16 protein-coding genes and 1 pseudogene are annotated in these 23,986 nt (G+C 66.7%); 11 read left to right on the top strand and 6 right to left on the bottom strand.

Going from position 1 to position 23,986, the window contains the following annotated elements:
• Positions 1-134 precede the first annotated feature (134 nt).
• The 3 genes from IE307_RS18905 (at position 135) to IE307_RS47635 (ending at position 4,099) form a co-directional block, all read left to right on the top strand.
• The gene (locus IE307_RS18905) at positions 135-2,975 is read left to right on the top strand and encodes an AfsR/SARP family transcriptional regulator (RefSeq protein ID WP_191299285.1); all 2,841 of its coding nucleotides are present in this window, start codon (positions 135-137) and stop codon (positions 2,973-2,975) included.
• Positions 2,976-3,473: 498 nt separating this feature from the next.
• The gene (locus IE307_RS46815; RefSeq protein WP_229904853.1) at positions 3,474-3,926 is read left to right on the top strand and encodes a hypothetical protein; all 453 of its coding nucleotides are present in this window, start codon (positions 3,474-3,476) and stop codon (positions 3,924-3,926) included.
• Positions 3,887-4,099, top strand: coding sequence for an integrase core domain-containing protein (locus tag IE307_RS47635; protein ID WP_373306021.1), 213 nt, complete (start codon positions 3,887-3,889; stop codon positions 4,097-4,099). The genes IE307_RS46815 and IE307_RS47635 overlap by 40 nt, the downstream gene beginning before the upstream one ends.
• Before the next feature lie 953 nt (positions 4,100-5,052).
• Here IE307_RS47635 and IE307_RS18895 read toward each other — a convergent pair.
• From IE307_RS18895 to IE307_RS18880, 4 genes are read right to left on the bottom strand one after another with little or no spacing between them, the layout of a single operon-like run.
• Positions 5,053-6,198: an esterase/lipase family protein gene (locus IE307_RS18895; protein ID WP_191299284.1), complete on the bottom strand. Its 1,146-nt coding sequence runs from the start codon at positions 6,196-6,198 to the stop codon at positions 5,053-5,055.
• A 2-nt stretch (positions 6,199-6,200) separates the two neighbouring features.
• Entirely contained in the window at positions 6,201-7,871 is a 1,671-nt protein-coding gene (locus tag IE307_RS18890; RefSeq protein WP_229904852.1) for a CHAT domain-containing protein, read from the bottom strand.
• Positions 7,868-9,139: a CHAT domain-containing protein gene (locus IE307_RS18885; protein WP_191299282.1), complete on the bottom strand. Its 1,272-nt coding sequence runs from the start codon at positions 9,137-9,139 to the stop codon at positions 7,868-7,870. Before IE307_RS18885 ends, IE307_RS18890 begins: the two co-directional genes overlap by 4 nt.
• A gap of 21 nt (positions 9,140-9,160) precedes the next feature.
• Positions 9,161-10,825: an NACHT domain-containing protein gene (locus IE307_RS18880; protein ID WP_229904851.1), complete on the bottom strand. Its 1,665-nt coding sequence runs from the start codon at positions 10,823-10,825 to the stop codon at positions 9,161-9,163.
• 509 nt (positions 10,826-11,334) lie between these two features.
• On the opposite strand from IE307_RS18880, the gene IE307_RS18875 reads away from it, so the two are divergent.
• The 6 genes from IE307_RS18875 to IE307_RS18850 all read left to right on the top strand — a co-directional run bounded on the left by IE307_RS18875 (position 11,335) and on the right by IE307_RS18850 (position 20,080).
• Entirely contained in the window at positions 11,335-13,326 is a 1,992-nt protein-coding gene (locus IE307_RS18875) for an ATP-binding protein (protein WP_191299280.1), read from the top strand.
• A gap of 13 nt (positions 13,327-13,339) precedes the next feature.
• On the top strand, positions 13,340-14,506 hold the full coding sequence (locus tag IE307_RS18870; RefSeq protein ID WP_191299279.1) for an SEFIR domain-containing protein: 1,167 nt from the start codon (positions 13,340-13,342) through the stop codon (positions 14,504-14,506).
• 27 nt (positions 14,507-14,533) lie between these two features.
• Positions 14,534-17,224, top strand: a complete 2,691-nt coding sequence (locus IE307_RS18865; protein ID WP_191299278.1) for a hypothetical protein — start codon at positions 14,534-14,536, stop codon at positions 17,222-17,224.
• A 265-nt stretch (positions 17,225-17,489) separates the two neighbouring features.
• Complete coding sequence (locus IE307_RS18860; RefSeq protein ID WP_191299277.1) at positions 17,490-18,674, top strand: ATP-binding protein; 1,185 nt, start codon at positions 17,490-17,492, stop codon at positions 18,672-18,674.
• Between the two features lie 533 nt (positions 18,675-19,207).
• Positions 19,208-19,615, top strand: a complete 408-nt coding sequence (locus IE307_RS46810) for an integrase core domain-containing protein (RefSeq protein ID WP_229904850.1) — start codon at positions 19,208-19,210, stop codon at positions 19,613-19,615.
• A 249-nt stretch (positions 19,616-19,864) separates the two neighbouring features.
• Positions 19,865-20,080: a hypothetical protein gene (locus IE307_RS18850; RefSeq protein ID WP_308436371.1), complete on the top strand. Its 216-nt coding sequence runs from the start codon at positions 19,865-19,867 to the stop codon at positions 20,078-20,080.
• Between the two features lie 3 nt (positions 20,081-20,083).
• Here the strand turns inward: IE307_RS18850 and IE307_RS18845 are convergent, their stop codons facing one another.
• Entirely contained in the window at positions 20,084-20,434 is a 351-nt protein-coding gene (locus IE307_RS18845; RefSeq protein WP_229904909.1) for a VOC family protein, read from the bottom strand.
• A 139-nt stretch (positions 20,435-20,573) separates the two neighbouring features.
• Between IE307_RS18845 and IE307_RS18840 the strand changes: the two are divergent.
• Together IE307_RS18840 and IE307_RS18835 are read left to right on the top strand one after the other, a co-directional pair.
• Positions 20,574-21,536, top strand: a pseudogene (locus tag IE307_RS18840) (IS1634 family transposase); the annotation flags it as partial.
• A gap of 94 nt (positions 21,537-21,630) precedes the next feature.
• Complete coding sequence (locus IE307_RS18835) at positions 21,631-22,743, top strand: integrase core domain-containing protein (RefSeq protein ID WP_229904849.1); 1,113 nt, start codon at positions 21,631-21,633, stop codon at positions 22,741-22,743.
• A 196-nt stretch (positions 22,744-22,939) separates the two neighbouring features.
• Here the strand turns inward: IE307_RS18835 and IE307_RS18830 are convergent, their stop codons facing one another.
• Complete coding sequence (locus tag IE307_RS18830; RefSeq protein ID WP_191299275.1) at positions 22,940-23,752, bottom strand: hypothetical protein; 813 nt, start codon at positions 23,750-23,752, stop codon at positions 22,940-22,942.
• Positions 23,753-23,986 lie beyond the last annotated feature (234 nt).

Below are 23,986 nucleotides of genomic sequence, written 5' to 3'. Positions count from 1 at the left end.
CAGGTCAGGCTGGGATGCGGTGCCGCGCTCCCCACCTTGGCGCCGCGAGCGCGCGGCCGATCGTGTGAACTGCCCGTTGATTGCCCGCACCAGGCAGGCCACGCCGCTATCAATGGACGGGGAGGGAGGCGGCCATGGGGGTGGACGTCGGTCTGCTCGGCGAGGTGACCGCACGGGTCGACGGGCGGACGGTAGATCTCGGGCCTGCCAAGAGGCGGTGCGTGCTGGCGGCGCTGGCCGCTGACGCGGGCCGGGTGGTGCCGGCGGATCGGCTGATGGAGCAGGTTTGGGGTGCGGACACGCCGCGGCGCGGGCGGGTGGCCTTGCACAGCCATATCTCGCGGTTGCGACAGGCACTGCTCGGGGCGGCTGGCGTGGAGATCGTCCTGCGCTCCGGCGGCTACGTCTTGATGGTGGACCACGCCGATCAATCGGTGGATCTGCACCGGTTCCGGGATCTGCGCACTCGCGCCCGCGACGCCGACGACGTACAGAGGGTGCGCCTGTTGACCGATGCGGTGGCGTTGTGGCGTGGGGAACCGCTGACCGGCTTGGCCGGACAGTGGGCGGAGGCCGAGCGCGACCGGTTGCGGCAGGAACTGCTGGCAGCCGAGCACGATCTGATCGACGCCCGGCTGCGGATCGGCCAAGGCCAGGAGCTGGTGGTGGAACTCTCGGCGCGCGTCGCGGGATATCCGTTGGACGAGCGGGTGGCTGGGCAGTACCTGCTCGCCTTGCACCATGCCGGGCGGTCGGCGGATGCCTTGGAACACTACCGGCAGCTGCGGGACCGGCTGGTCGAGGAACTCGGTGCCGACCCCGGCGCTCCACTGCAGGAGCTGCATCAGCGGATTCTGACCGCAGACTCCACGCTGTCCATCCGGCCCGGCGGCGGCGTGACCGCGCAGATGGTGGTTCCCCAGCAGTTGCCCGCCGCACCATCGCATTTCACCGGCCGAGAAACCGAGCTCGCCGCGCTGACCGCCAATCTGGACCAGGCAGGGCCGGACCGAACAGTCGTGATCGCGGCGATCGGAGGGACGGGCGGAATCGGCAAGACCTGGTTAGCCCTGGCCTGGGCGCACCTTCACCTGGACCGGTTCTCCGACGGGCAGCTGTTCGTGGACCTGAACGGGTTCAGCCCCGTTCAAGAGCCGATGGCTCCAGAGGTGGCGGTGCGCGGATTCCTCGATGCCCTGGGAGTCGATCCCGGCCGTATTCCGGCCGAACTGCACGCACAAGCGGCCCTATACCGCACCCTGGTCGCGGGCCGACGGGTGTTAGTGGTGTTGGACAACGCCGCCACCGCCGAGCAGGTCATTCCGCTGCTGCCAGGCAGCCCGACCTGCACCGTGCTGGTCACCGGCCGCACCAGGCTCGCCTCGCTGATCGACCGGCATGGCGCCCGCCATCTGCAACTCGACGTGCTCACACCCGACGAGGCCCGTGCCCTCCTGGCTGCGCGCCTCGGTGCCGACCCCGTCGCCGCCGAGCCTGACGCCGTGAACGAGCTGGTCGAGCTGTGCGGAAGTAATCCACTAGCGCTGTCGATCACCGCCCGCGACGCCGCCACCCGCCCCGGTTTCTCACTGGCCGAGGTGGCCGCCGAACTGCGGAAGCTGGGACTGGAGATACTCGACCACGACACCGACCCCGCCGCCAGCCTGCCCGCCGTGTTGTCCTGGTCCCTGCACCGGCTCACCGACGAACACCGCACTGTGTTCGGGTTGCTGGGCATCGCACCCGGCCCCGACATCGCCCTGCCCGGCGTGATCGCCTTGACTGGCCTGTCTCCAGCGCGCGCCCGCAAGGCGCTATCGGCACTGGAGGAGGCATCCCTGTTGGAGCGGCGACCCGGCGACCGGTACGTGATGCACGACCTCGTCCGCGCCTACGCCGCCACCACCGCCAGAGACCTGCCCGACGACATTCCGGACACCGCCCTGGCACGGGTGATGGATTTCTACCTGCACACTGCTTTCACCGCCGACCGCCTCGTGGACCCCGCCCGCCCGCTCATACGACCCGAACCGCCCGCGCCCGGCGTCCACCCGCACCCGCTGCACGACGCCGCCGCCGCGCTGGCCTGGTTGCAGACCGAGCACGCCACCCTACTCGCCACCCAACGCGCCGCCATCGTCCTCGGCCGCCACCAAGTCGTCTGGCACCTCGCCTGGACACTAGACACGTTCCACCTCTGGCGAGGGCATCGGCGCGACACGCTCACCGCGTGGCGGGCCGCGCTGGACGCCGCCCCGCACCTGCCCGACTCCGCTACGCGCAGCTGCGCCCACCGAAACCTGGGCGACGCCTGCTCCCGACTGGGCCTGCACGAGGAGGCCATCGGACACCTGAACCAGGCCCTCACCCTGGCGGTGCACCACAGCGACCCCGCCGAACAGGCACACACCCAGATGGTGCTGGCGCGCGCTTGGGGAGAGCGACGAGAAGACCAGCAGGCTCTAGATCACGCCCGACAAGCCCTCGACCTTCTACGAGCGCTCGGCCAGCCGGTGTGGGAAGCCCACGCGCTCAACGCTGTGGGCTGGTACGCCGCGCGGCTAGGCGAGTTCGACACCGCCCGCGATCACTGCCTTGCCGCCCTCACCCCATTGCGGCACCATCACAATCCTTACGGCGAGGCGACCACTCTGGACAGCCTCGGGCTCATCGCCCACCGCACCGGCGACCACCAGCAGGCCGTCGACAACTATCACCAAGCCCTCGCCCTGTTCCGTACCCTCGACGATGCTTACGAAGTCGCGAACACCCTCGGCAACATCGGCCACCCATACACTGCGCTCGGGCAACACCACCAAGCCCGTCAAGCGTGGCGAGAGGCACTGATGTTGTACCGAGAACAAGGCCGTGACGACGATGCCGAGCGCGTACAACGGCAACTCGACGACCTCGGACCGCACCACGACGCTGCCCAGCCACCACGGTCTCCCGAATCCGTCAACCGACCGAAATGAACTTCAACCGATTCATGGCGTCCTGGCCGGCCGCCCGGTCGATGCGCTGAACCTCTTCTACTCCTGTGCCGCCCGGAAAGTCATCGGTGCTCTGAGCGGTCCGGTTTTCCCAGATGAGAGCATGTCGGGGTGGTCTGTTCGCTGTTATATCGGGTGGTCTGCAAGTTGTTGTCTGTTCCGGCGGTGCTGCTTCGAGGTGAGGCGGCTAAGGATGCGGAGCTTCTTGTGCTGTGGCACGAGAACGAGGTGGTTCGTCGGCAGTTGACCGGGCCCGTTCGTTACGAGCCCGCAGACCGGTTCTGGTTCGCCGCGCTGTAGAGAGTGGTGCTCCGCTCGCGCTGGGAGGAGGTCTTCCCGGTTACCCCTAGCACGTTGCTCGGCTGGTACCGCCGGTTCATCGCCCGGAAGTGGGATCACACCGCGCGCCGGCGTGCCGGACGTCCCTCCCGCAGCAGCGATCAAGACGCTCGTACTCCGACTCGCTAGAGAGAATCCGCGGTGGGGACATCGGCGGATACATGGCGAGCTGCTTCGGCTTGGCCATCGCCTGGGCGCCTCGACGGTCTGGGAGATACTCAACCGCGCGGGCATCGATCCGGCGCCGCGCGGCGATGCGGCCCGACATGGCGCGAGTTTCTGACCGCGCAGGCCGAGGGGATCATCGCGGCGGACTTCTTCCACATCGACACCGCGCTCGGAGCACGCCTGTACGCGCTGGCGTTTCTCGAACACGGCACCAGGCACCTGTACATCACCGGCGTCACCGCGCATCCGACACGGGACTGGACGGTGCAGCAGGCAAGGAACCTGGCCTGCGAGCTCGGGGCGCGGATGGAGTCCCTTCGCTTCCTGCTGCGTGACCGCGACGGCAAGTATGGCGACGCGTTCGACGCCGTATTCGAGGCAGGGAAATGGGGGGTATCGCGAGTGCGCCTCGAGCTCCGCGGATGAACGCGCATTGCGAACGGATCATCGGCAGTATCCGCCGTGAGGTTCTCGACCATATCCTCATCATGGGAGAAGGTCATGCGCATCAAGTCCTCGCGACCTACCAGACTCACTACAACGAGCACCGGCCTCACCAGGCCCGACCAACTACCGCCAGACGTTCAAGGACGCACTAGAACGGTGCACGATTCTCACGGCTCTGGCTGTCGACCTGTCCGCACGCGGGTCCTCGGTGGGGTGATTAACGAGTACCGATATGCGGCTTGAGCTGCAGCGATGACTTTTCGAGCAGCACAGGCCACGACCAGGAGGCCGTCGTGTTCGCGGATGCTCAGCCGCGTGCCCGCGTTCCACTCCAGCGCGGCCGTGACGTGGCGGTCTGCGACTCGGCCGCGCTGGTCGGCGGCGGCCATCCGGTACAAGACGTTGGTCAGCCGGAGTGGTCGCGATACGGGGACAGCGATAAGGGGGAGAGGCTGGCCAGCCGTGCGTGTGGATGTGCCCGGTGTCTTTTCGGAGGTGGTGTCCGGGACGATCGGGCGGATGTAGGAAATCGTCATCGAACGCCACCTGCATGTGGCACGGAAACGCAAAACAGGTGCTCAAGTGGACTTGAGCACCTGCCACGTAGACGTCGCAAATTTGCGACATTTTGGTGTCCGAGGGGGGACTTGACCCCCCACAGGTAGCAAGTGTGCGCAGTTCGTGTGTTCATGCGCTATTGGATAGCTCGAACCCAGTATAGAGGGCCAGTCGGCACTAATCAATCTTTCGGGCTCATCTGTATCGGCTCTAGCAAGAACTTTCGCGGTGACCTGTTCGACCGCGCGCTGATCTGGAACCAGGTCCATCTGCGCCAGGCGTTGCGTGAGTACGAGCGGCACTACAACGAGCACCGCACTACCGATTGCTCGCTGCCGCAGCAGCCTTGCGGGCCCGGCACCAGCCCCTTGGACTTGACCGGATCGAACGCCTCGCGATACTTCGACGGGACCGTCTCGGTGGAGTCCTCCACGAGTATCGGCATGCCGCTTGACTTGAGCGGACATAATTTTCAGCACACACAGAGTGCTCGGCGGCTTGATGAGCAGGTCACGCCTATCAAGCCGTGTTTGGCACCCACAGGCAGTCAGGTGTTGAACAAGCGGTCCATTGCCGTGACCAGTTCGGCCGCATCCCAGTAGTTCGAGTGGGTGTTGGCTCCTTTTGTGTACCTGTGCGGTACCTCGACGTCCACCGGTGGGGTGCCGTCGTGCATCCGGAAGACGTTCGCGGCGAGGAACGACAGCGGATCTGAAGGCTCCCAGAGGTTCGTCCAGCGGTTCACGGTTTCAGGAAGACGCACGACTCCGTCGCCGCCGATCGCTGCGAGTGCCGGACGACGCGGGTCACACAGTTGGAAGAGCGGCCACGGCGAACCGAACGTGATGACGGAGTCCGTCCACAAGGCGGGCGATTCCGGTGCCATGGCGCCGGTGGCGAGGTCGAGCGCGATGGTGGCGCCGAGACTGTGGCCGATGAGGTGTACTCGGTGGGTCGAGTCCGTGCCGAGGAGGGGATCGACCGCTGCGATGACCTCCCGCACCCGGTCGTGGATCTCACGCCACCTCCGTTGGTAGACGATGACGTCGCCGAAGTTGCGTACCACCGCGGGAGCGAGCTTTGTGCGGATCATCTGGTTGACGTTGCTCGCGAAGCTCTTCAGCGCGTCCCCGACCAGCTTGTCAAGGGACTGCATGCGCTGGCGCACGATCTCGCGCACGCGCGTCCTGTCTCGCAGTTCGACCTCGTCGAGCGCTTCGGCGGTGTCCTCGGCCAGCAACCGCCCGATCGCGCGCAGCAGCGCCGGGTCGCTGACCTGGCTCAACCAGAACCGATCCGCGGTCCAGGTGTCTGCCGTGGCCTCCGCGACCGCGTCGGCGGCGTCACCACCTAGCGTCGCCCTGATGCCGGCCTCGATCGCGAGCAACTGCTCCTGCTCGTCCATCTGATCATCCGCCGGCTCAAGCGCGTGCGCGATCGTGAGCGCGAACTGCTCGACGTCATCGTCGTCGGTTTCCGGGATGTCACCGCCGCGGACCTCTTCGGACCGGCGCTGAGTGGGCTTCGGGAGGATGCGCTCGATCCACTGCTCGTGCGCGCCGAAGTCGCCCCAGTAGACCGGGATCAGCTCCCATTTGTCTCCGCACGTGGTGGACAGCTTCGCCACGCGCTCCTTGATGATGTCCGCCGTGCGGTTCGACGTGCCGTGCAGGACGAAGACTGGGGTGGCCATTCTCAGCTGCTTTCGGTGAGTTTCGACTGGGCCGAGCCATAGACGGCGTAGGCGAGCCAGGTCGGGTCGTGGCCGTCTTTGGTTGCGGATCTTGCGGCCAGAGAGGCCGTGCCAAGAGTGGCGCTGGGGGCGATGAGGGCCTCGTAGAATGCTTCGGCGAACCGGCTGGCTGTGCTGGAGCGCACCGCCCAGTTCGTGCCGACGAACGCTCCGGCACCGGCCTGCAAGAACGCGCCGGCCCAGGAATCCTTCTGGGTGTTGATCGGGCTGCCGGAAGTGTTGCAGGCGTTGAAGAACACCAGAGGGCGGCCGGTGTTCGCCAGGTCCTTGTTCTCGTTCACGTCGTAGGGCGTGAAGCCAAGGTCAGCGAGAGGGATGCGGTCCCACGCGTCCGTCGACTTCTCGTTGTGCGCGGCGATGTGCAGCAGGTCGTAGGTCCGTTTGTCGTTGACCAGGCTCTGCAACGGCTTGTAGGTCCGGTACGTGCCCAAGTTCTGCGAACAGTGCTTGAGCACGTTCCGGACGGCGGCGAGTTCCGCCTCCGCGTTCGTGGGTGGGTTCGACGGCAGGACATACGCCGCTCGCCCCACACTCAGCCGCCCGGCCGGCAACACGGCGCCCGCTACCCGCATCAACGGAATGCGCTGGACGATGAACGGTGAGTCGTCGCTCACCTCGGGGCACAGGAGCTCCCACGGGAATTCCTGACTGTCGCCCAGCACGGTGAGGGTGTCGGTTCGTCCGAGCGCGTCGAGAAGATCGCGGCGCAGCTCGTCGGGCACCAGGTGGTCCCACAGCCTCCTGCCGAGGTTCGCTGTCTGCCTGAACTGCGCGGACGCGTCGGCTCGGGCGTTGTTCGCCTGGGCGAGCTTTCCCAGCTCACCGAGCACGAACCCGTGCAGGCTCTGGTCAAGCCGGCATCGGCCCTCCCGTTTCTCCGCGTGTCCGGAGAACACGCGGAGGAAGTACCCGGTGTCGTCGGTGGCGATCTCGAGCGCGAGTCCCTGCGCATCGTGGACGAAGGCGGCGATCGCGGCCTGCTGCCGGGCGGTTCCGGTCACCGGCCCGTCGGCACGCACGTGGACGTCGATGGACAGGCTTTGGACCAGCGTTCCTCCGACGTAGGCCCGGATGATCAGGTCGCAGATGCCCTCCGCAGTGGCCAGCAGCTCGATTTTCGTCGTCACGGCGACCTGCTCGTCAGGGACGAACATGCTGGCCACGTTGCTCCGACTCGGTTGCACCCGACGGCGAGGGCTGGTCTGCACGGTGAGCTCGACCTCCGCGCCTCCGGGAGGCACGGCGAACGGTCGCACCTGCTCCGCGGTGCCGGAATGGGGTCCGATGCTGACATCGAGCGAGAAGGTCTCGCCCACGGGCACGGCCGCGGGGCACTCCGCCATCAGAAACCGTGCGGGCCGGTCGCCTTCTCGTGCCTTATAGACGTCACGGGACGGGGGCCGGTGGGCGTGCTTATGCACCCACCGCTGGACTCGTCCGTCAGACAAGATGCGCCGCAACGCCCGCATGCGGGCGGTACCGGTCCGCTTCGACGCCTCGGCGATCAGTTCACGAAAGTCCGCGGCGTCGCGCGGCGTGACGACGGTGTCGAGTTCGCGTTCGAGCAGCACCACGAGGCCCTGCATCTGTTCGGGATCCACGGACGTGCTCACGCTCCTGTCATGGTGAACGCCGCCCAGTCGCTGATCGCCGACCACGGCCGGTCGTCGGCAGCCGCGTGCCGGCCGACAAGATCACCGAGCACGAGGTCGCCGAACTCCGCCGGCAGCCACTCCGCTTCGTCGTCGAGCGCAGACTCCCAGCTGCCGCTGAACCCCTCGACCGTGACGTCCCGCAGCCAGCGTTGGGTCTCGGCCAGGGCGGCGGCGGGTGGTGTCCCATCGGTCCATCGGCGGTAGAACTCGACCATGTGGATGGCCGAGCTTCGTTGCCGCACTGACCACAGTGTGGCGAGCACTCCTGCGACGCCCGCCTGGACCAGTCCGGTCGGCAGGGAGATGACCTCGTCCGGGAGGTCGAGACCGATCAACGCGGTCTCGCACGCCGACAGCACTGCGAGCCTCGCCGACAGCTTCAGGTCCAACACGCGCGCCAGGGCCAGCACGTCCTGACCGCTGAGCTGGAGGTGGCTGCGCAGCGGCGTGGCGAGTTCGGCGACGCCGTGGCAGCCGAAATGCAGGATCTGCGCGTCGCTCAGCAGATGGACGACCTGTTCCAGGTTCGCGTCGTCGTGCCGCAGAACCGTTCCGCCCGGAAAACGGGCCAACGCTGCTGCGGCCTCCCACTCGGTGTCCGGTAGCGCATCGTGCTCGTGCGGGTTCGGGTTCACGACGCCGAGCAGCCTCGTGCCGGTGATCGCTGCCGCCCGCCGCATGCACTCCCGGTGCGCCTGTGCCTTCGCGGCATACGAGATCGCCGTTCGGTCGACCGCGTGCAGCCGGCCGGTCGGCGTCGAGTCGTCCGGTGTCCAGGCCGCGTGCAGGGGAAGCAATCCGAACTGCCCGCCTGTGACGATGGTGGTGCGGCTCGCTCCTCCGACGGCGTCGAGCACGGGTCCCATCGTGCTGTCCCAGAGCCATCGCGTCACGTCGTCCAGCGCCTGCTCCCAGCGAGATGTTCCCGGTTCGGCACGCGCCGCCTGGTAGGCGTGGAAGTACTGGTGCACCTTCGACCGCAGGTCTGCGGAGGTGACCGGCAGATCGACAGGCGTCGCCGTTCCGTCGAAAACGATCAGGGCGACGCCGGTGGTCTCGGTGGTGGACAGGTAGACGAGCGGGTCGATGGCGCCGGCCGGGGCGATGACGTCGAATCCTGACGGCACCGAGAAGTCTCGGAATTCGGGTGTCCGCTGTATCTCCCGGACGACCTCGTCGAACTCCTCGCGGGCGGCCGCGAGCTCATCGAGTGGTTCCTGGGTCACGCGTGTTGCCCTTCGCGCCTGCTATTCCGCGGTGGCGGACAAACGGTTCTGGAGGCTGGCATGGCGAAATTCGTACATGGGACCGACGCGACGCAGTATCCCCCGTTTGTGCGATTCGACGAGAAATTTTCTGAGTCGGAGCGGAAAACGACCGGTCACAGCGAAATAGGCCCTGGCGACGGCGAACTTCCCCCAGGCGTTGTGCAGGACGCTCCCGGCCACCACGGTGGTGAACAGCGCGGCCGCGGCACCAGGTCCCACCACCGGACTCGAGGCGAGCCCGATCACCACACCGCGGGACGTACCTCGGATGAGTGCCGCGGTCCGGTCAGCTCGCAGCAGCGTCCACGGATCGTGCGCCCTGCGGATGTCGCTGGGCACGTCCAGCCAGGCGTCGAGCAAAACCGCGAGGACGACGCCGGTAACCGCCCAGGCCAGGCCGAGCGGCCCTGCCGACACACCCAGAGCGACAATCACCGCTCCGCCCGCGGCGGTCCAGCCCACCGGGCCCGCCGAACGCAGGACCCGTGATGGACGCGGCGCCGGCGTGAAGCGAAGCCGCAGGGCGAGGAGGGTGCCGCGCAGTCGAAGGCGCACCTCGGCGGGTTCGGTTCGCTGGGGCAGCGTGACGAGGAAGGCGAGCACCGCCACCAGGACCGCGGCGGGCACCGCGACGCCGATTCCAGCGATCAGCGCGACCGTCCAGCCGGTGCACAGGCCGAGCGTCACCGCGACGAGGGCACGCACCGCACGAGGTGCTTCGTGGTGCAACTCCCACCAAGCGAATTCGCGGGAGCCCTGGCGCGACAGCATCGACGCCAGGGCCGTGATCCACCGGCGCGTTTCCTGGTCGCGATCTCTGGGCGATTCAGGTCGGGTGGCCGGGACGAGTGCGTCGAGCAGGTGTTCGGACAGCCGTTCGGCCGTCGGGAACCGGGCCCGGTCGAGCAGTCCGACCGGATCCGCCTGCGTTTCGCTGTAGGCGACACGCGCTAGCGACGCCATCAACGGGGTGGCGAGGACTTCGCGCAGCGGCCCGCCGTCGAGCCTGGCCAACGCGGTGATCACCGGTTCCCACAACGAGGTCCGGTCCGTCGTCGCACGCACCCGGCGAGTCGTGCGCGGCAGGTACTGGGCCAGTGCCTCCACGCTGAGAGGCCGCAACTCCACCACCGCCGCGCCGGTGAGCACGTCGCCGGCGTCGACCAGCGCCTGGTACTCGTCCGTCCTGCAGGTCACCACGATCGGGTCGCCGGCGTGCAGGTCCGCGTTGCACCGGCGGATCGCGAGGTCCCGCAGTTCGGGCGCGATCTCGTCGAGTCCGTCGAGCACGGGCAGGACGTGACCGTTTCCGACCAGCTGGTCCGCGACGGTCCCGGCGCTGCCTCGCCGGGCGCGCAGGGCCGGGTGCTCGATCGCGAGCCGGATCGCCACCCACTCGTGGAACCGTTGTGCCTGGGGGTTCCACGTGGAGGCGGGCAGCAGCACAGGCACCCGTTCGCCGGGCTTCCTGGCATCCAGCAGAGCGACGGTCAGCCGTGTCGCGAGCACTGACTTGCCCGCGCCGGACCCGCCGAGCACGACCAGGCGTCCGGTCGGGATCCGTGCGAAGACCTCGTGCACCCTGTCGATGCCGCCGTCGAGTTCTGGCGGAACGACGGGGCGATCACGCCCGGCGACGTTCACCCAGTGGTCCTGCAGCGGGGATTCAAGCGACTCGGTTCGCCAGGTCACCGGCATGGGCACGGGATCGTGTACCCGGCGGACCGATTCCTCGGCACGCCACTGTGCCCTCAGCACGACGGCGAGTTCGTCGCACAACTCGGAGGCAGAAGGCTCCCTCCCAGAATTCGACATGAGGCGGAAAACAAGTACCGCGGTGATGGTGACCAGCGACACCAGGGCCGCCAAGAGAATGAACAATGTCCCGTCGTGCGGCACGGTGGGGCCTCCTCGAAGCACGCGAGGATCATCTTCGGGCACAGGACCGGCGGATGGGCACCGAATCTGGAGGGTGCGGAATGCGGCAGCTGCACGAGTGGGCGCTCAACCGGTTCGTCCGGACACGATTCCGGTGGCTGCGCTTACTGCTGTTGCGGTGCTTCCCTTCGCTGAACGGTGATGAAGCCGATGTGGCGTTGCGTGAACTTCTTCGGCACTGCGAAGCGGAAGAACAGTGGGACAACGTCCGCCTCGTGGAGCGGATGAGGGCCGTGCTCGCACGCAGCAGGGTGATCGGTGCCTCCGCGGCGATCGCGGAGGCGAAGCTCGTGGACGAGCGCGTGCCGGACCTGCTGGGTACCGCGGAGGAGCTGCTCGCCGAGGCAGAGGGGGATGCGGCGGAGGACCTCGTGCACCGAGCGATGCCCCTGTTGGAAGAGGCCGAGCGGATTGCCGTGGCACCTCACCCGTACCGGCCGATGGTGCTCGCGATGCTCGGCTACGCGTTGTGGCAACTGCATCAGCTCAGAGGCGATGATCAGCACCTGAGAGCGTCCATCGATGTCCTTCAGGAAGCCTACGAGTTGATGGGCGGGCATCCCGTCGTCAGATGCGCCGTGCTGGTGAACTACGCCAACGCGTTGCTGGCTGCGTCGGAAGTCGGTGACGGTGCTGAGGTCGACAGGGTGGCCGGCCTGCTCGACGAGGCGTTGCCGCTCGCGACCGGTCTGGAGCTGGCCAAGGTGTGGAGTGGTCTCGGCCAGGTCGCCCTGGAACGGGCCTTCCGAGCAACGGCACTCGATGGCACGCGTCGCGAGCACGCCGACAACGCGGTGTCGGCGTTCGCCCAGGCCCTCGCTGACGGCGGGGAGGACCAGGACTTCCGCGTGCTCCAGTTGGGCAACCTCGGAGTCGCGTTGACGGAGCGGTTCGTCGCCAATCATGACTCCGTCGAGGACCTGGATCGGGCCGAGACAGCGCTCCGAGAGGCGATCTCCCTCGGGCGGCCGGATTCGGTCGGGACAGTCACCGCACTCGCGACCCTGGCCTCCACGTTGATTGAGCGGTACGGCGTGACGGGTCGTAAGGAGGATTTCGACGAGGCGGATGCGGTGATGTCGGAATTGCTGGAGCAGGCCGACCCTGCGTACGCCCAGTACCCGGACTGGCAGGCGAACGTCGCGCTGCTGAGGCAGATCGGGTTCGAACGTGCGGGCGAGCTCGCCCTGCTGAACGAGGCGATCGACCTGATGGAGTCGGCGATGAGCCACGCCGCGACCCCGGTGGTGAAGGCGAGCAGAGTCGAACAGCTCGCCACGATGCTGCGGGACCGCGCGGTGCGGCGTCGCGACGAGGCGGAGCTGTACCGGGCGGCCGCACTGCACCAGGAGGCCGCGGACACACCAGGACTGTCGGCCGTCCGCCTGACCTCGATGCTGGGCAACCTCGGCGGCATGATGCGCGCCCTTGCTGCCTTGACAGGGATGGAGCGGCATCGTGCCGCGGCGGTGCAGGCTTATAAGGCCGCACTGGCGGCGACCCCGGAACAGGGGGCTGTCCGGGCAGGCCTGCTCGGAAACCTCGCACTGGGGCTGCAGGACCAGTACGACCACGAGCCCGACGAACGGCTGTTGGAGGAGGTGGTGGCGCTGCACCGGGCCGCAGTCGTCATCACGCCAACGTCCTCACCGTCCCGCGCGCTCAGGCTTCACCACCTCGCCGGTGCGCTGCGCCGGGCCTGCGCCATCGGACGAGCGTCGGTGCAGGACACCGTCGGGGTGCATCGGGAGGCGTGCCGATACGGGCAGGAATCGGCGCCGGAGATCGAGCTCCGAGCAGGAGTCGCGTGGATGCGGTGGGCCGAGGACCGGCGTGCATGGGAGGAGATCAGCGAGGCGGACCAGCACGTGCTGGCGTGCACTGAGGTTCTCCTGCATCGCCAGACCTCCCACGAGGACAGGTCCGTCTGGCTGGCACTCGAGACCGAGGCCGGTGCGCTCGCTGCGAGGGCGTTGGTCGAGCGCGGCGACGCGATCGGTGCGGTCGAACGGCTCGAATGGGCGCGCGGGCGTCTGTTCACCACGGAGTTGGCTGCCGCGGACCGAGCGCTCATCGTGGTGGAAGCCGGAGCGCCCGACCTAGCCGCTCGCTATCGAAAGGCCGCGGAACGGCTGCACGAACTGGAGATCGTTGCTCGCCGTCTTCCACTCGGCCGCACCTCGTTCAAGCCTGAGGTCTCGTCCTAGGCTGGGGCGACCGGTGAGACAGGGGGTGGCGATGGTGGGGGCCTCCCGGCCTTCCTCAGCAAGGCCCAGGGTCTTCCTGAGCTACGCGCACGACGACGACCGGCACCGGAACCTTGTGTCGGCGTTTGCGGCGTTCCTCACCCGGAGCGGAGTGGACGTCGACTTCGACATGTGGCTCACGGGTGAGCGTCAGGACTGGTACGCCTGGGCTCTGGACCGCGTCACCACCGCCGACTTCGTGATCGTGGTGGCGTCACCGCGTTACCGCGCGGTGGGGGACGGCACAGCGCCAGGCGAGAAGAACAGGGGAGTGCAAGCGGAAGCGGCTGTGCTGCGCGAGATGCTCTACGCCGACCGGGCTCGCTGGCTGCCCAGGATCCTGCCGGTCGTGCTGCCCGGCAGGGCGCTCGGCGAACTGCCCACGTTCGTGCAGGCGCATTCCGCGTCGCACTTCGCCGTCCGGGAGATGACCGACGCGGGGTTCGAGGAGTTGCTCCGGGTGATCACCGGGCAGCCTCGGCACGTGCGACCGCCGATCGGTGCCGTACCCGCGCTGCCGCCGGACGAACCTGTTGCGCTGACGTGGAATCCATTGCCGTTCCCGCCCGAGGTGCCGTGGTTCGGCGACCTGCACGTCGGAGGACCCGAGCACGCCGCGCTGGAGGTGCACCTGGTCCCCCTCGACGGGGCTGCACGGATTTCGGCCCGGCACCTGGCTAACGCGCCCGACGCACTGACGGATCACGGCATGCGCACGGGGTTGTTCAGCACCGGTGACTCGGTGCGTACATACGGTTCTGCCGCCACGGTCCTGGCGTGGACCCGGTGTGCTGGACTGGCGATGCGCCGCGACGGCGCCCGCTCGGCGTGGGAACTGCTGCCGTTCGCCGACGTGGGCGCGGTTTTCGACGCGGAGTCCGTGTGCGATCAGGTCATTCGGCTGCTCGGCAACCTGAACGGCGTTGATGCCGTCCTGCCGGACGAGGTGGTTCCGGCAGTAGGCCTCGAATCCGTTGGCGTACTGCGAATGGGAAGCACCGCACCTTGGCGGTTCGACCTGCCGGAGCGGGTGCGGCCGCTCGCCGACGAGGTGATCGACTCCCACTGGGTGCTCGCGGACCCGCGAAGTGTGGCGAACGAGTTGGCCTCACGCCTCACCGCCGCGTTGAGAGCGTGGTGACAGCGGGACTGTGATATGGACTCCGCCATGACGCAGTTCGACGAGGAAGACCTGGTCGCGCGCGCCGACCTGGCGCGAACCGAGTTCCTGCGAACGGGGTCGCTCGACCAGGCCGACGAAGCGGTGCGGTTGTGGTCGGAACTGGCTGCTGTGAGGGGCAACGCCGACTACTTCGACGAGCTGGGCTCCGTCCTCCTTGATCGGTACGAGGCAGACAGCGGGCGTGGTGGGCTCCAAGAAGCCCGTGAGGCGTACAAGCGAGCGGTCGCTCTGGACCGCGATCCAGCGCTGCTCAACAACCTCGGCAATTGCCTGCGGGTGTGTTTCCGTGAACTGGGTGACGCTTCCGCGCTGGAGGAAGCACGACTGGTCCTCGAAGAGGCCGTCGAACGGATGCCGCAGTTGGACGAGGACCGCCTGCTGTGCTCGGACAATCTCGCGAACGTGCTGGGCGATGCGTTCAGGTCGGGCGGAGATCCGGACTATCTCGAGCGGGCGATGGCCCTGCACCGGGACGTCGTGGAGACCGCGGCGCCGGAGAACCCGAACGTACCGTTGTTCTGGAACAACCTGGCCACTTGCGCGCAAGAGATGTACGCAGAGACGAAGAACCCGGAGCACCTTAGGACCGCGGTGGAGGGATTCCGCGCCGCCGTGCTTCACGGCGATACGGATACCCGTGAGCACGGGCTTTGGCTGGCCAACCTGGCGAGCGGCTACCACGACCTGCTCGACCACGAGGAAGAGGGCGTCGAGTTCGACGAGGCCATCGCGGTCGCAGAGGAAGCGGTGGGCTGTACAGCGATCTCGGACGTGGACAGGCCGCGCAGGCTGCGGGTGTTGGGTGACGTCCTGCGCCTGAGGTGCGAGCGTGAGGGTGGCCGCGCGGATGGTGATCGCGCCATTGCGGTGTACGAGGAAGCGCGCTTTCGTGCTCGGCCGGGATCGTCGTCGCGGGCCGCCACCGGACACAGCCTGGCGCTCGTCCACGAGTTGCTGCACCAGCGGTTCGGTGTCGTCGAAGGGCTCGACACCGCCTTGGAGGTGCTGGAGGAGGCGACTGAGGACGCGGAGAACTTCCCACCGCTGAAGGCTTTGTGCGCCGACACGCTCGCGACGTTTCTCATCTCGCGCTACGAACGCCTCGGCGCGGTCGAGGACCTGGACCGTGCGATCGACGTCGCCGAACGGAGTGCGGTGGGTGGATCGTTCGAGGGCAGAACGAAGCTCAAGCGCCTGCGCACGGTCGCCGCCGCGTACGCGCACCGGTTCACGGCGACCGGTGACCGCTCCGATCAGGACAGGGCGTTGGAGTTGTTCGAGCGGGCGGCGGCAGCGATCGCGGGCGACGGTCTGCCACGGGGTCCTGAGGGCAGGGCGGCCCTGCACGACCTCGGGGTCATGTTGCGGGACCGGTTCAAGCACTCGGGCGATCAGCACGACATCGACCGGGCCGTCACGTTCCTGCACACGAGTATCGAGCACCTCACCGACGACACGCGGTTGCTCCCGAGAGGTCTCGGCAGTCTCGCGCGCACGCTTTCGGTGCGGTACCAGCGGTTTGGTGCGCTGGAGGACATCGTCGAGGCGCTGGCGGCGCTCGACCGCCTTGATCACCTGGTCGCCGATCATCACCCGGTGCGCGTGGAGTGCCGCGGTGACCGGGCGGGTCTGCTCCACCTCCGATTCGAACGAACGGGCAGCAGCGCCGACCTGGACGCCGCCATCGCCGCCTACGACGACGCCGTGGCGGAGACTCCTGTCGGCGTGGCCGCCAGAGCGGGTCTGCTCAACGACCGAGCCACCTGCCTGCAAGCCCGTTTCCAGCACGGCGGCGACCACAACGATCGCGAGAACGCCGAACGCGCGTTCCGCGAAGCAGCGCGGGCCGTGGCCCCGACGGCGCCGGAACGTGCGATCTACCTGGACAACCTCGCCCTCTGCCATTCCGACCGCTACGACGAACAACGCGAGCCGCGACACCTCGAAGCGGCCATCGACCTGTTCCGGCAGGCGATGGCGCTGCTGCCGGAGTCGGCTCCCGACCGCATGCGTATCGAGGTGAACCTGACCAGCGCGCTGTGGGAACGGTGGTGGCTTTCGGAGAGCACCGAAGGTCTGGACACGATCGTCAGCGCGTTGAGGAGGGCGCTCTCCGCGTTGCCCGCCGGGAGCACCAGCCGGGCGAGAGCCGCCAGCAATCTGGCCGTCGCTCTGGAGGCGCAACGCGGTGTGGGCGGGGAGGCCGACGTTGCCGAGATCGTTGCCCTGCACCGCGCCGCCTGCAAGGCGGGCATGGCGTCGGATCTCGGGTGGTGTCTGCAGGCCGCGCGGAAGTGGGGTCGTGCCGCCGCCGTGCGAGGAGCGTGGCATGAAGCGGCGGAAGCACACGAGTGGGGGCTCGACGCCGCTCGTCGGCTGTTCGCTCTGCAGACGGTCCGCCGGCACAAGGAGGGTTGGTTGAGACAGGCGACCGGCTTCGCCGACGACGTAGTCGTCACGTACCTCAAGCTCGGCCGGGAGACCGCCGCGGTCCAAGTATTGGAGGAAAGCCGGGCACAGATCCTGTCGGAAGCCCTGACCCGCAACAGGATGAGCTCGGAGGCGCTCGCCGCCGCGGGATATCCGGAACTAGCCAGCCGGTACGCCGCTGCGGTCGAGAGGCTTGTCCGGCTGGACGGAGCTTCTCGAGCTGTTCTGGTGGGTCGGCACGGATAGCGGAGGACCGGTTGCTGAGTTGCCGATCAATATGGCCCGCTCAGTATTGTGAGCTGATCAACGTGCGATGTCCCGTGCCGCTGGCCAACCTTGTCGAGTTCGTCGACAGCGGAAGGGGTGCCTCGACGACCACGGCCACGCCGGCTCCGACCAGGGCTCCGCGACGCCGGGATCTGACTGGATCATCATCTTAGTCCGATGCGGACTGTTGTCTTGTCACTTTTGAACCGGGTGGAGTTTCCGCCTGACTGGGAACGAGGGTGCGGTGGATCAGCGGGCCAACTTTTCCGCGGCGACGAAGAAATTGCTTGCCGCACGCGCCGGATATCAGTGCTCCGTGCTCAACTGCGGGCGGCTCACCGTGGGGCCTGGGCCTGGAGCGGCCGATGTGGTCTACACGGGGATGGCAGCGCACATACTGGCGGCGGCGCCGGACGGACCGCGTGGGACCGGTGGCTTGTCAGCCACCGAGCGGAGCTCGGCGGAAAACGGGATCTGGTGCTGCTACGCCCACGGGAAAGCGATCGACACTGATGACGGCCGTCTCTACTCCACCGAGGAGCTGAGGGCGTGGAAGCGACTGCACGAAGCCCGTAAAGCCGCAGAAGTCCACGGAATGGCCGTCGACCGCTTCGGTCTCGTCGAGTCGATTTCGGTCAACTCGGGTCCGGGATGTCTGTCCGGTCGCACCTTCGAGCTCAGCATGCGCAACGTGATCAGCGGCCCCAATGGGAGCGGTAAGACCGTACTGGCAAGGCTGATCGACAGCGTCGCAAATCCTGACCAGGTCGCGGAGATGTCCCGATCGCGCGATGTCGACATCGCGGTCCGCTGGTTTGACCCCGCGACCCATGAGGTCGCCACTACCGGCCGATCAGGCGACGTGAGACACGTACTTGACGGCCAGCGGGTTCCCTACGTGGCTCGCCCCTACAAGACGATCATGTTGCAAAGTCGGCGTGTGCCGACGAGCCTGGTCGCGCTAGCCCAGGTCTTCGATCTCAACGCCACGGCGCTCAAGGCGCTGCTTGAGGAGTTGCCGGCGGTGAGCGACATCGTTAAGGACGTCAGCGTGACCGAATCTGCGGTGAGCTTCGTGATGGACGTGAATGGGCGAACCATCAACTCCACGTCCGACGTGAGGAAACAGCCAAACCACAACTGGTTGCTGCACTTGGAGCTGGCGGTCACTCATGCCAAGCACCACGCACAAGTCGAACCCACGTTCCTGCTTGTGGACGAGTTCCTGGATCACTGCTACCCCGAGCTCCAGCTCTTCGCCTTGGAACGGGTCGGGCGTGCGGCAGAGCACGCTCAGGTCGCGATCATCACCCACTCTCCGACCCTCGTTGGAGAATGCCAGCGAGGCTGGAAGCTGACGATGCTGGAGTCTCAATACGGCCGGCACTCGTTCGGTCGTGATCAGCCGATCGACTTCGAGGTCAACTGACTCCTTCCACGGCCTCACACCGCGCAGTACAGCAGCTGGCCTTTCACGAACTCTGCGCCGACTCCGACTGCTGGTCGGCCCGGACACGGTGCGGCGATGGCATCGTGACCTGGTGAAGCGTCGCCACGTCCAGGCGAGCCGGCGTCGAAGCGTGGCCGTCCGCGGACCGTGGCATCGGTCCGCAGTCTTGTCCTGCGTCTGGCGGCTGAGAACTCCTCGTGGGGCTATCGGCGCATCCACGGACAGCTCGCCCTCCTCGGTGTCACGGTTGCTGCTTCGACTGTGTGGGAGATCCTCAAAGCTGCCTGGCGTCGACCCGGCGCCACGCCGAGCGACCGTCACCTGGGCCGAGTTCCTGCGCTCCCAAGCCGAGGTGGTCCTGGCGATGGGATCTCATCGAAACCGTCACGCTGACCGGCGCACGCCAGTACATCCTCGCCGCCATTCACCACGCCGGTAGGCGCGTGCGCATTCTCGGCGCAACCGCGCACCCAACACACGCGTGGGTGACACAGGCAGTCCGGAATTTCCTGATGGACCTCGAAGACGCCGGCAGCCTCGCACAAGTCAGGTTTCTCATCCGTGATCGTGACGGCAAGTACCCCGCACTGATCGACGAGATCCTCGGCGGCGCCGGGATCGCGACGATTCTGACCGGCGTGCGGATGCCCCGCATGAACGCGATCATGAAACGCTGGGTCAAGTCGCTACGCGGCGAGCTCCTGGACCGCACACTGATCTGGAACGAGGCCCATCTTCGGCACGCGCTGCGTGAGTACGAGCGGCACTACAACCAGCACCGCACCCACCGATCCCTCGCCGCGGCAGCACCCATGCGAGCCCTGCACCAGGCCCTTGGTCCCGACCGGATCGAACGCGTCGAGGTACTCCGACGGGACCGCCTCGGCGGAGTCCTCCACGAGTATCGGCATGCCGCTTGACCTGTGCGGACGTAATTTTCGGCATGCACAACGCGCTGCGTGAGTACGAGCTGCACTACAACGAGCACCGCACTCACCGATCACTCGCCGCCGCAGCACCCTTGCGAGCCCTGCACCAGCCCCTTGGGCCGGACCGGATCGAACGCCTTGCGGTACTCCGACGGGACTGTCTCGGTGGAGTCCTCCACAAGTATCGGCATGCCGCTTGAACTGTGCGGACGTAATTCTCGGCACGCACAAGGTCAACGAATGGATCTCCTGGTCACCGGCGCGCCGGTGACCGTACCCACCGGCTGTTCGGTCTACCTCAAGGAGCTCCATCGCCCGTCTCGGCGGTGGGCGGAGCGCCGGTTCCCGAACATCCGGTTCTGGAACGAGCCCGGCAAGGGCGGCCACTTTGCGGCGTTCGAGCAGCCGGCGTTGTTCGTCGACGAGGTCCGGTCATTCTTCCGGCTGGTCCGCTGATGGTCACCCGTGCTCGGTAAGCGGCTGGCTAAAGATCAACAAGTGCCCGTCGGGTGTCCGTACGTTGAAGTCGCGCATCCCGTAGGGCCGGTCAGCCAGTGGCTCGACGATGTCGGCGCCGCGGGCGCGCAGCTCGTCGTGGCAGGAGTCGACGTCGTCGACGACAACCGTCACCCTGGCCGGGCCGACGCTGCTTTCGGCGTACAGGTGGAACTCGGCGGTGTCGCGGATCACGGCCGCGTAGCTAGGTGGGGTCTCCCAGGTGAATATGGTGTCGAATCCGAGCGTGTCCGTGAAGTACGACCGCGCTGCCTGCACATCTCGGCACGGCAGCACGGGAACCGCCACCCGCATAACCATTCCGTCACCTTACCCTTACCTGACTTTGGCTCAAGATCGCTGATCTTGAGCGGGGTGCTGGCTGTTGAGCTGCGGTTTCGTCGTGTGAACGGCGAAAATCTGCGCACTAGCGGCCGGTTCTAGGCTGTCTCTCGTGGCGTATGTGCGCACGGTGAAGACGGCGTCGGGGGCCAGGGCGGTGCAGATCGTGTACTCCTCGCGTCGCGGGTCGCGGGACATCGAGCACATCGGCTCGGCGCATGACGATGCGGCGTGGAGGCGCTCAAGGCGGTGGCGAGGCAGCGTCTGGCTGTGGGGCAGCCCGAGCTCGACTTTGGCCCGGACTTCGCGGCGTTGCAGGCTGGCAGTGGCGCTGGTGGTGGCACGGATCGTCGAGCCGACCAGCAAGCTGGACAGTTTGCGGGTGGTCGAGGAGGCAGGTTTCGACCCGCTGGCGTACGCGACCCTCAAGCGGCGTTTGCCCGCGTTCGCGAAAAGAGTCCTGGCGGCAGAAGTTGGCCGCGGCGTGCGCCCGCACCGCTGATCTGGGGTCGGCGTCACTGGTTCTCTACGATGTGTCCACCTTGTACTTCGAGACCGATGCCGGGGACGGTTCCGTGAGCCCGGGTTCTCCAAGGAACGCCGCCTGGAGCCGCAGATCACGATCGGGCTGCTCACCGAGGCAAGCGGGTTTCCGTTGATGGTTAACGCGTTTGAGGGCAACCGGGGCGAGACCACTACGATGCTGCCGACCATCCGTGCGTTCATGGATGCCCACCAGCTGGCTGATGTCACGGTCGTGGCCGACGCTGGCATGATCTCTGCGGCCAACCAGCAGGCCATCGAGGCCACGGGGTTGGCGTTCATCCTCGGCGCGCGGATACCCGACGTGCCGTACGTGGTCCAGGCGTGGCGCCAAGAGCAGCCGGATGAGCAGATCCCCGACAGGCACATCTTCATCCAGCCCTGGCCTGCCTGCCCCAAGGACCAGCGCCGCGACCAGATCATCTACTACCGGTACCGGGCGGACCGGGCTCGGCGCACCCTGCACGGCATCGACCAACAGGTCGCCAAGGCCGAGCAGGCCGTCGCCGGCAAAACCGCGGTGCGCACTAATTTGAGCCAAGTCAGGTATTCCGGCGGTTGTGCGTGCCGAGAAATACGTCCGTGCAGGTCAGCAGGCATCGACGTGTTAGCGATCATCGTCCGGCATGATCGCGGCCGTGCTGGTCCGCTTCACCTACTTCGCCGTCTACCATGCCTTCGCCGCGCTATGGCTCCTGCGCATGACCGATCGGGAGAAGGACGTCGAGATCCTCGCGTTATGCCGCCAGATTGCGGTCCTGCACCGGCAACTCGGTGATCAGCGCCCACGATTGCGGCCTGAGGACAGGGCCTTGCTCGCAGCCGTGCTTGTGCCCTTGGCCCGCGCGACGTTGCGTCGGCTCCGGCTCTTGGTCAGCCCGGATACGGTGCTGGGGTGGCATCGCGACTTGATGAAGCGCCGCCATGCCCGCATGAGCGTGAATCGGGCCTCTGGACGTCCGTGCACTGTCGCTTCGATCCGCCGTCTCGTCCTGCGCCTGGCAAGCGAGAACCCCTCGTGGGGGTATCGGCGCATCCACGGTGAACTCGCGCTGCTCGGTGTCGCGATCGCCGCCTCTACGGTGTGGGAGATACTCAAGACTGCCGGCGTCGATCCGGCCCCGCACCGGATGACCGTTACCTGGGCTGACTTCCTGCGTTCGCAGGCTGAGGCGATCCTGGCGATGGACTTCATCGAGACGGTCACGCTGACCGATCAGCGCCAGTACATTCTCGCCGTCATCCACCACACCAGCCGGCGCGTACGCATACTCGGCACCACCGCGCACCCCACCCATGCCTGGGTCACCCAGGCCATCCGCAACCTGCTCATGGACCTCGAAGACACCGGATACCTCGCGCAGATCAAGTTCCTCATTCGTGACCGCGACGCCAAATACCCCGAGTTGATCGACAAGATCCTCGGCACCGCAGGAATCGCGACGGTGCTGACCGGTGTTCGGATGCCCCGCATGAACTCCACCCTTGAACGCTGGGTGAAGACCCTTCGCGCCGAACTGCTGGACCGCACGCTGATCTGGAATGAGGCCCATCTACGGCACGCGCTGCGCGCGTACGAGCGGCACTACAACGAGCACCGAACCCACCGATCACTCGCTGCGGCAGCACCCCTGCGTGCACGGCCCCAGCCTCTTGAACCCGCCCAGATTGAACGCCTCACCATAGATCGACGGGACCGTCTCGGCGGAGTCATCCACGAGTACCACCATGCTGCTTAACCTGCGTGGATGCAGTTTTCGGCACGCACAACCGCAGGCGCACGGATGAAACGAGCCTGGGCTACGTACGTCGCACGCTCGATCCGCACGCACGTCGGATGCGGCACCTTCCGGTCAAGCACCGATACATCCTGCCGTTGAACAAGACCACGCGGTGCTCTGCGCCAGCCCTACCCACGACGAATCGTAAGCGGTCTTACGCGAGCCTCAGGCGTAGTTCTTCATAGCACTGCTTCTTACGTCGCTGGCAAGGGCCGTCGTAGTCGATTACCCCGGCCTTCCTCCACTCCGCGATCCTGCTTGCGGTCACTGCCAGGCTCGTAGCCAGGATCGGCGGGTACTTGTCGAAGCTACGCAGATACTCCACAAGCGGGTTGTCGTCGGGGTTGTCTTCGGAACCGGACTGATAGATGTACATGAGTCCCGGATTTTTACTTTCATTGACGATTGCGTACATCCGGCGGAGGGCCTCCTCTGAGGTGAGTTTCGCCATCTCCTGCGGCTTGTTGCGCTTGCTGACCCTTTTCCAAAATGATTTGGAGACGGGCTTGTCGATTCTGGAGTCGATGCGCGAGAACTTGATAAGAGCGCCGCGCGCTTCCTCGTAGTCCTCCGGCAGGGACTCAAGTCCCTTCAAGTTCACGCCCTCGAAGGCCACGCGAGAGAGCCATATCAGCGCGGGTGAAAGCTGTTTGATGTGTAGTGAGTTCTCCTGGAGAAGATCGATCCCGGCCGAGCCAGTTAGCTCTACTCTCGTCTTGAACGGCTTCCAATCTTTGTCCCAGTCAAAGGGCGGATCATGGCCGAGTTCAGACAGCATCAAGTGGCATCGGTAGTGCCAGATTAGATCGTATGAAGCTAGAACCAAATCGTAGCCGCGTTTCAACGCCTCCGCGCGGCGTTGCTCACTCTGTCCAATGAGATCGAGCTTCTTGGCACGCAAGGTCGCTAGAGCTGCGATGGTAGCGACGATCAGCGCAACCCCACCGGCAATGATCGCGGTCAGCACCTGCATATGATGTCGCATCGACTTCCGCCACTCATGCAATCGGCCACTGTTCAGGGGAAATGTCACTGACATGGAGTAGTGAATTGCACGGCTTGGGCGCTTGTATGGAGGTGGCGCGTGGCGATTACTGGCCGCCCTCCCTCAGGGACCCCTCGGAACCGGAACGCGAAGGGCTACGACTGGACGACCGTCGAAAACACCCCGTGGGCCAGCACCCTGCGAGCCGGCACCAGC

This window comes from Lentzea cavernae (assembly GCF_014653695.1).
In the GTDB taxonomy this organism is placed as follows: domain Bacteria; phylum Actinomycetota; class Actinomycetes; order Mycobacteriales; family Pseudonocardiaceae; genus Lentzea; species Lentzea cavernae.
The sequence above is the reverse complement of the archived record's forward strand: the minus strand, read 5'-3'. Positions and strand labels throughout refer to the sequence as shown.

Excerpts from the sequence above, each read along its gene's own strand:
- IE307_RS47635 (WP_373306021.1), top strand. The coding sequence starts at position 3,887 with ATGGGGGGTATCGCGAGTGCGCCTCGAGCTCCGCGGATGAACGCGCAT.
- IE307_RS18905 (WP_191299285.1), top strand. The coding sequence starts at position 135 with ATGGGGGTGGACGTCGGTCTGCTCGGCGAGGTGACCGCACGGGTCGAC.
- IE307_RS18865 (WP_191299278.1), top strand. The coding sequence starts at position 14,534 with ATGACGCAGTTCGACGAGGAAGACCTGGTCGCGCGCGCCGACCTGGCG.
- IE307_RS46810 (WP_229904850.1), top strand. The coding sequence starts at position 19,208 with ATGGACCTCGAAGACGCCGGCAGCCTCGCACAAGTCAGGTTTCTCATC.
- IE307_RS18845 (WP_229904909.1), bottom strand. The coding sequence starts at position 20,434 with ATGCGGGTGGCGGTTCCCGTGCTGCCGTGCCGAGATGTGCAGGCAGCG.
- IE307_RS18895 (WP_191299284.1), bottom strand. The coding sequence starts at position 6,198 with ATGGCCACCCCAGTCTTCGTCCTGCACGGCACGTCGAACCGCACGGCG.
- IE307_RS18850 (WP_308436371.1), top strand. The coding sequence starts at position 19,865 with ATGGATCTCCTGGTCACCGGCGCGCCGGTGACCGTACCCACCGGCTGT.
- IE307_RS18835 (WP_229904849.1), top strand. The coding sequence starts at position 21,631 with ATGATCGCGGCCGTGCTGGTCCGCTTCACCTACTTCGCCGTCTACCAT.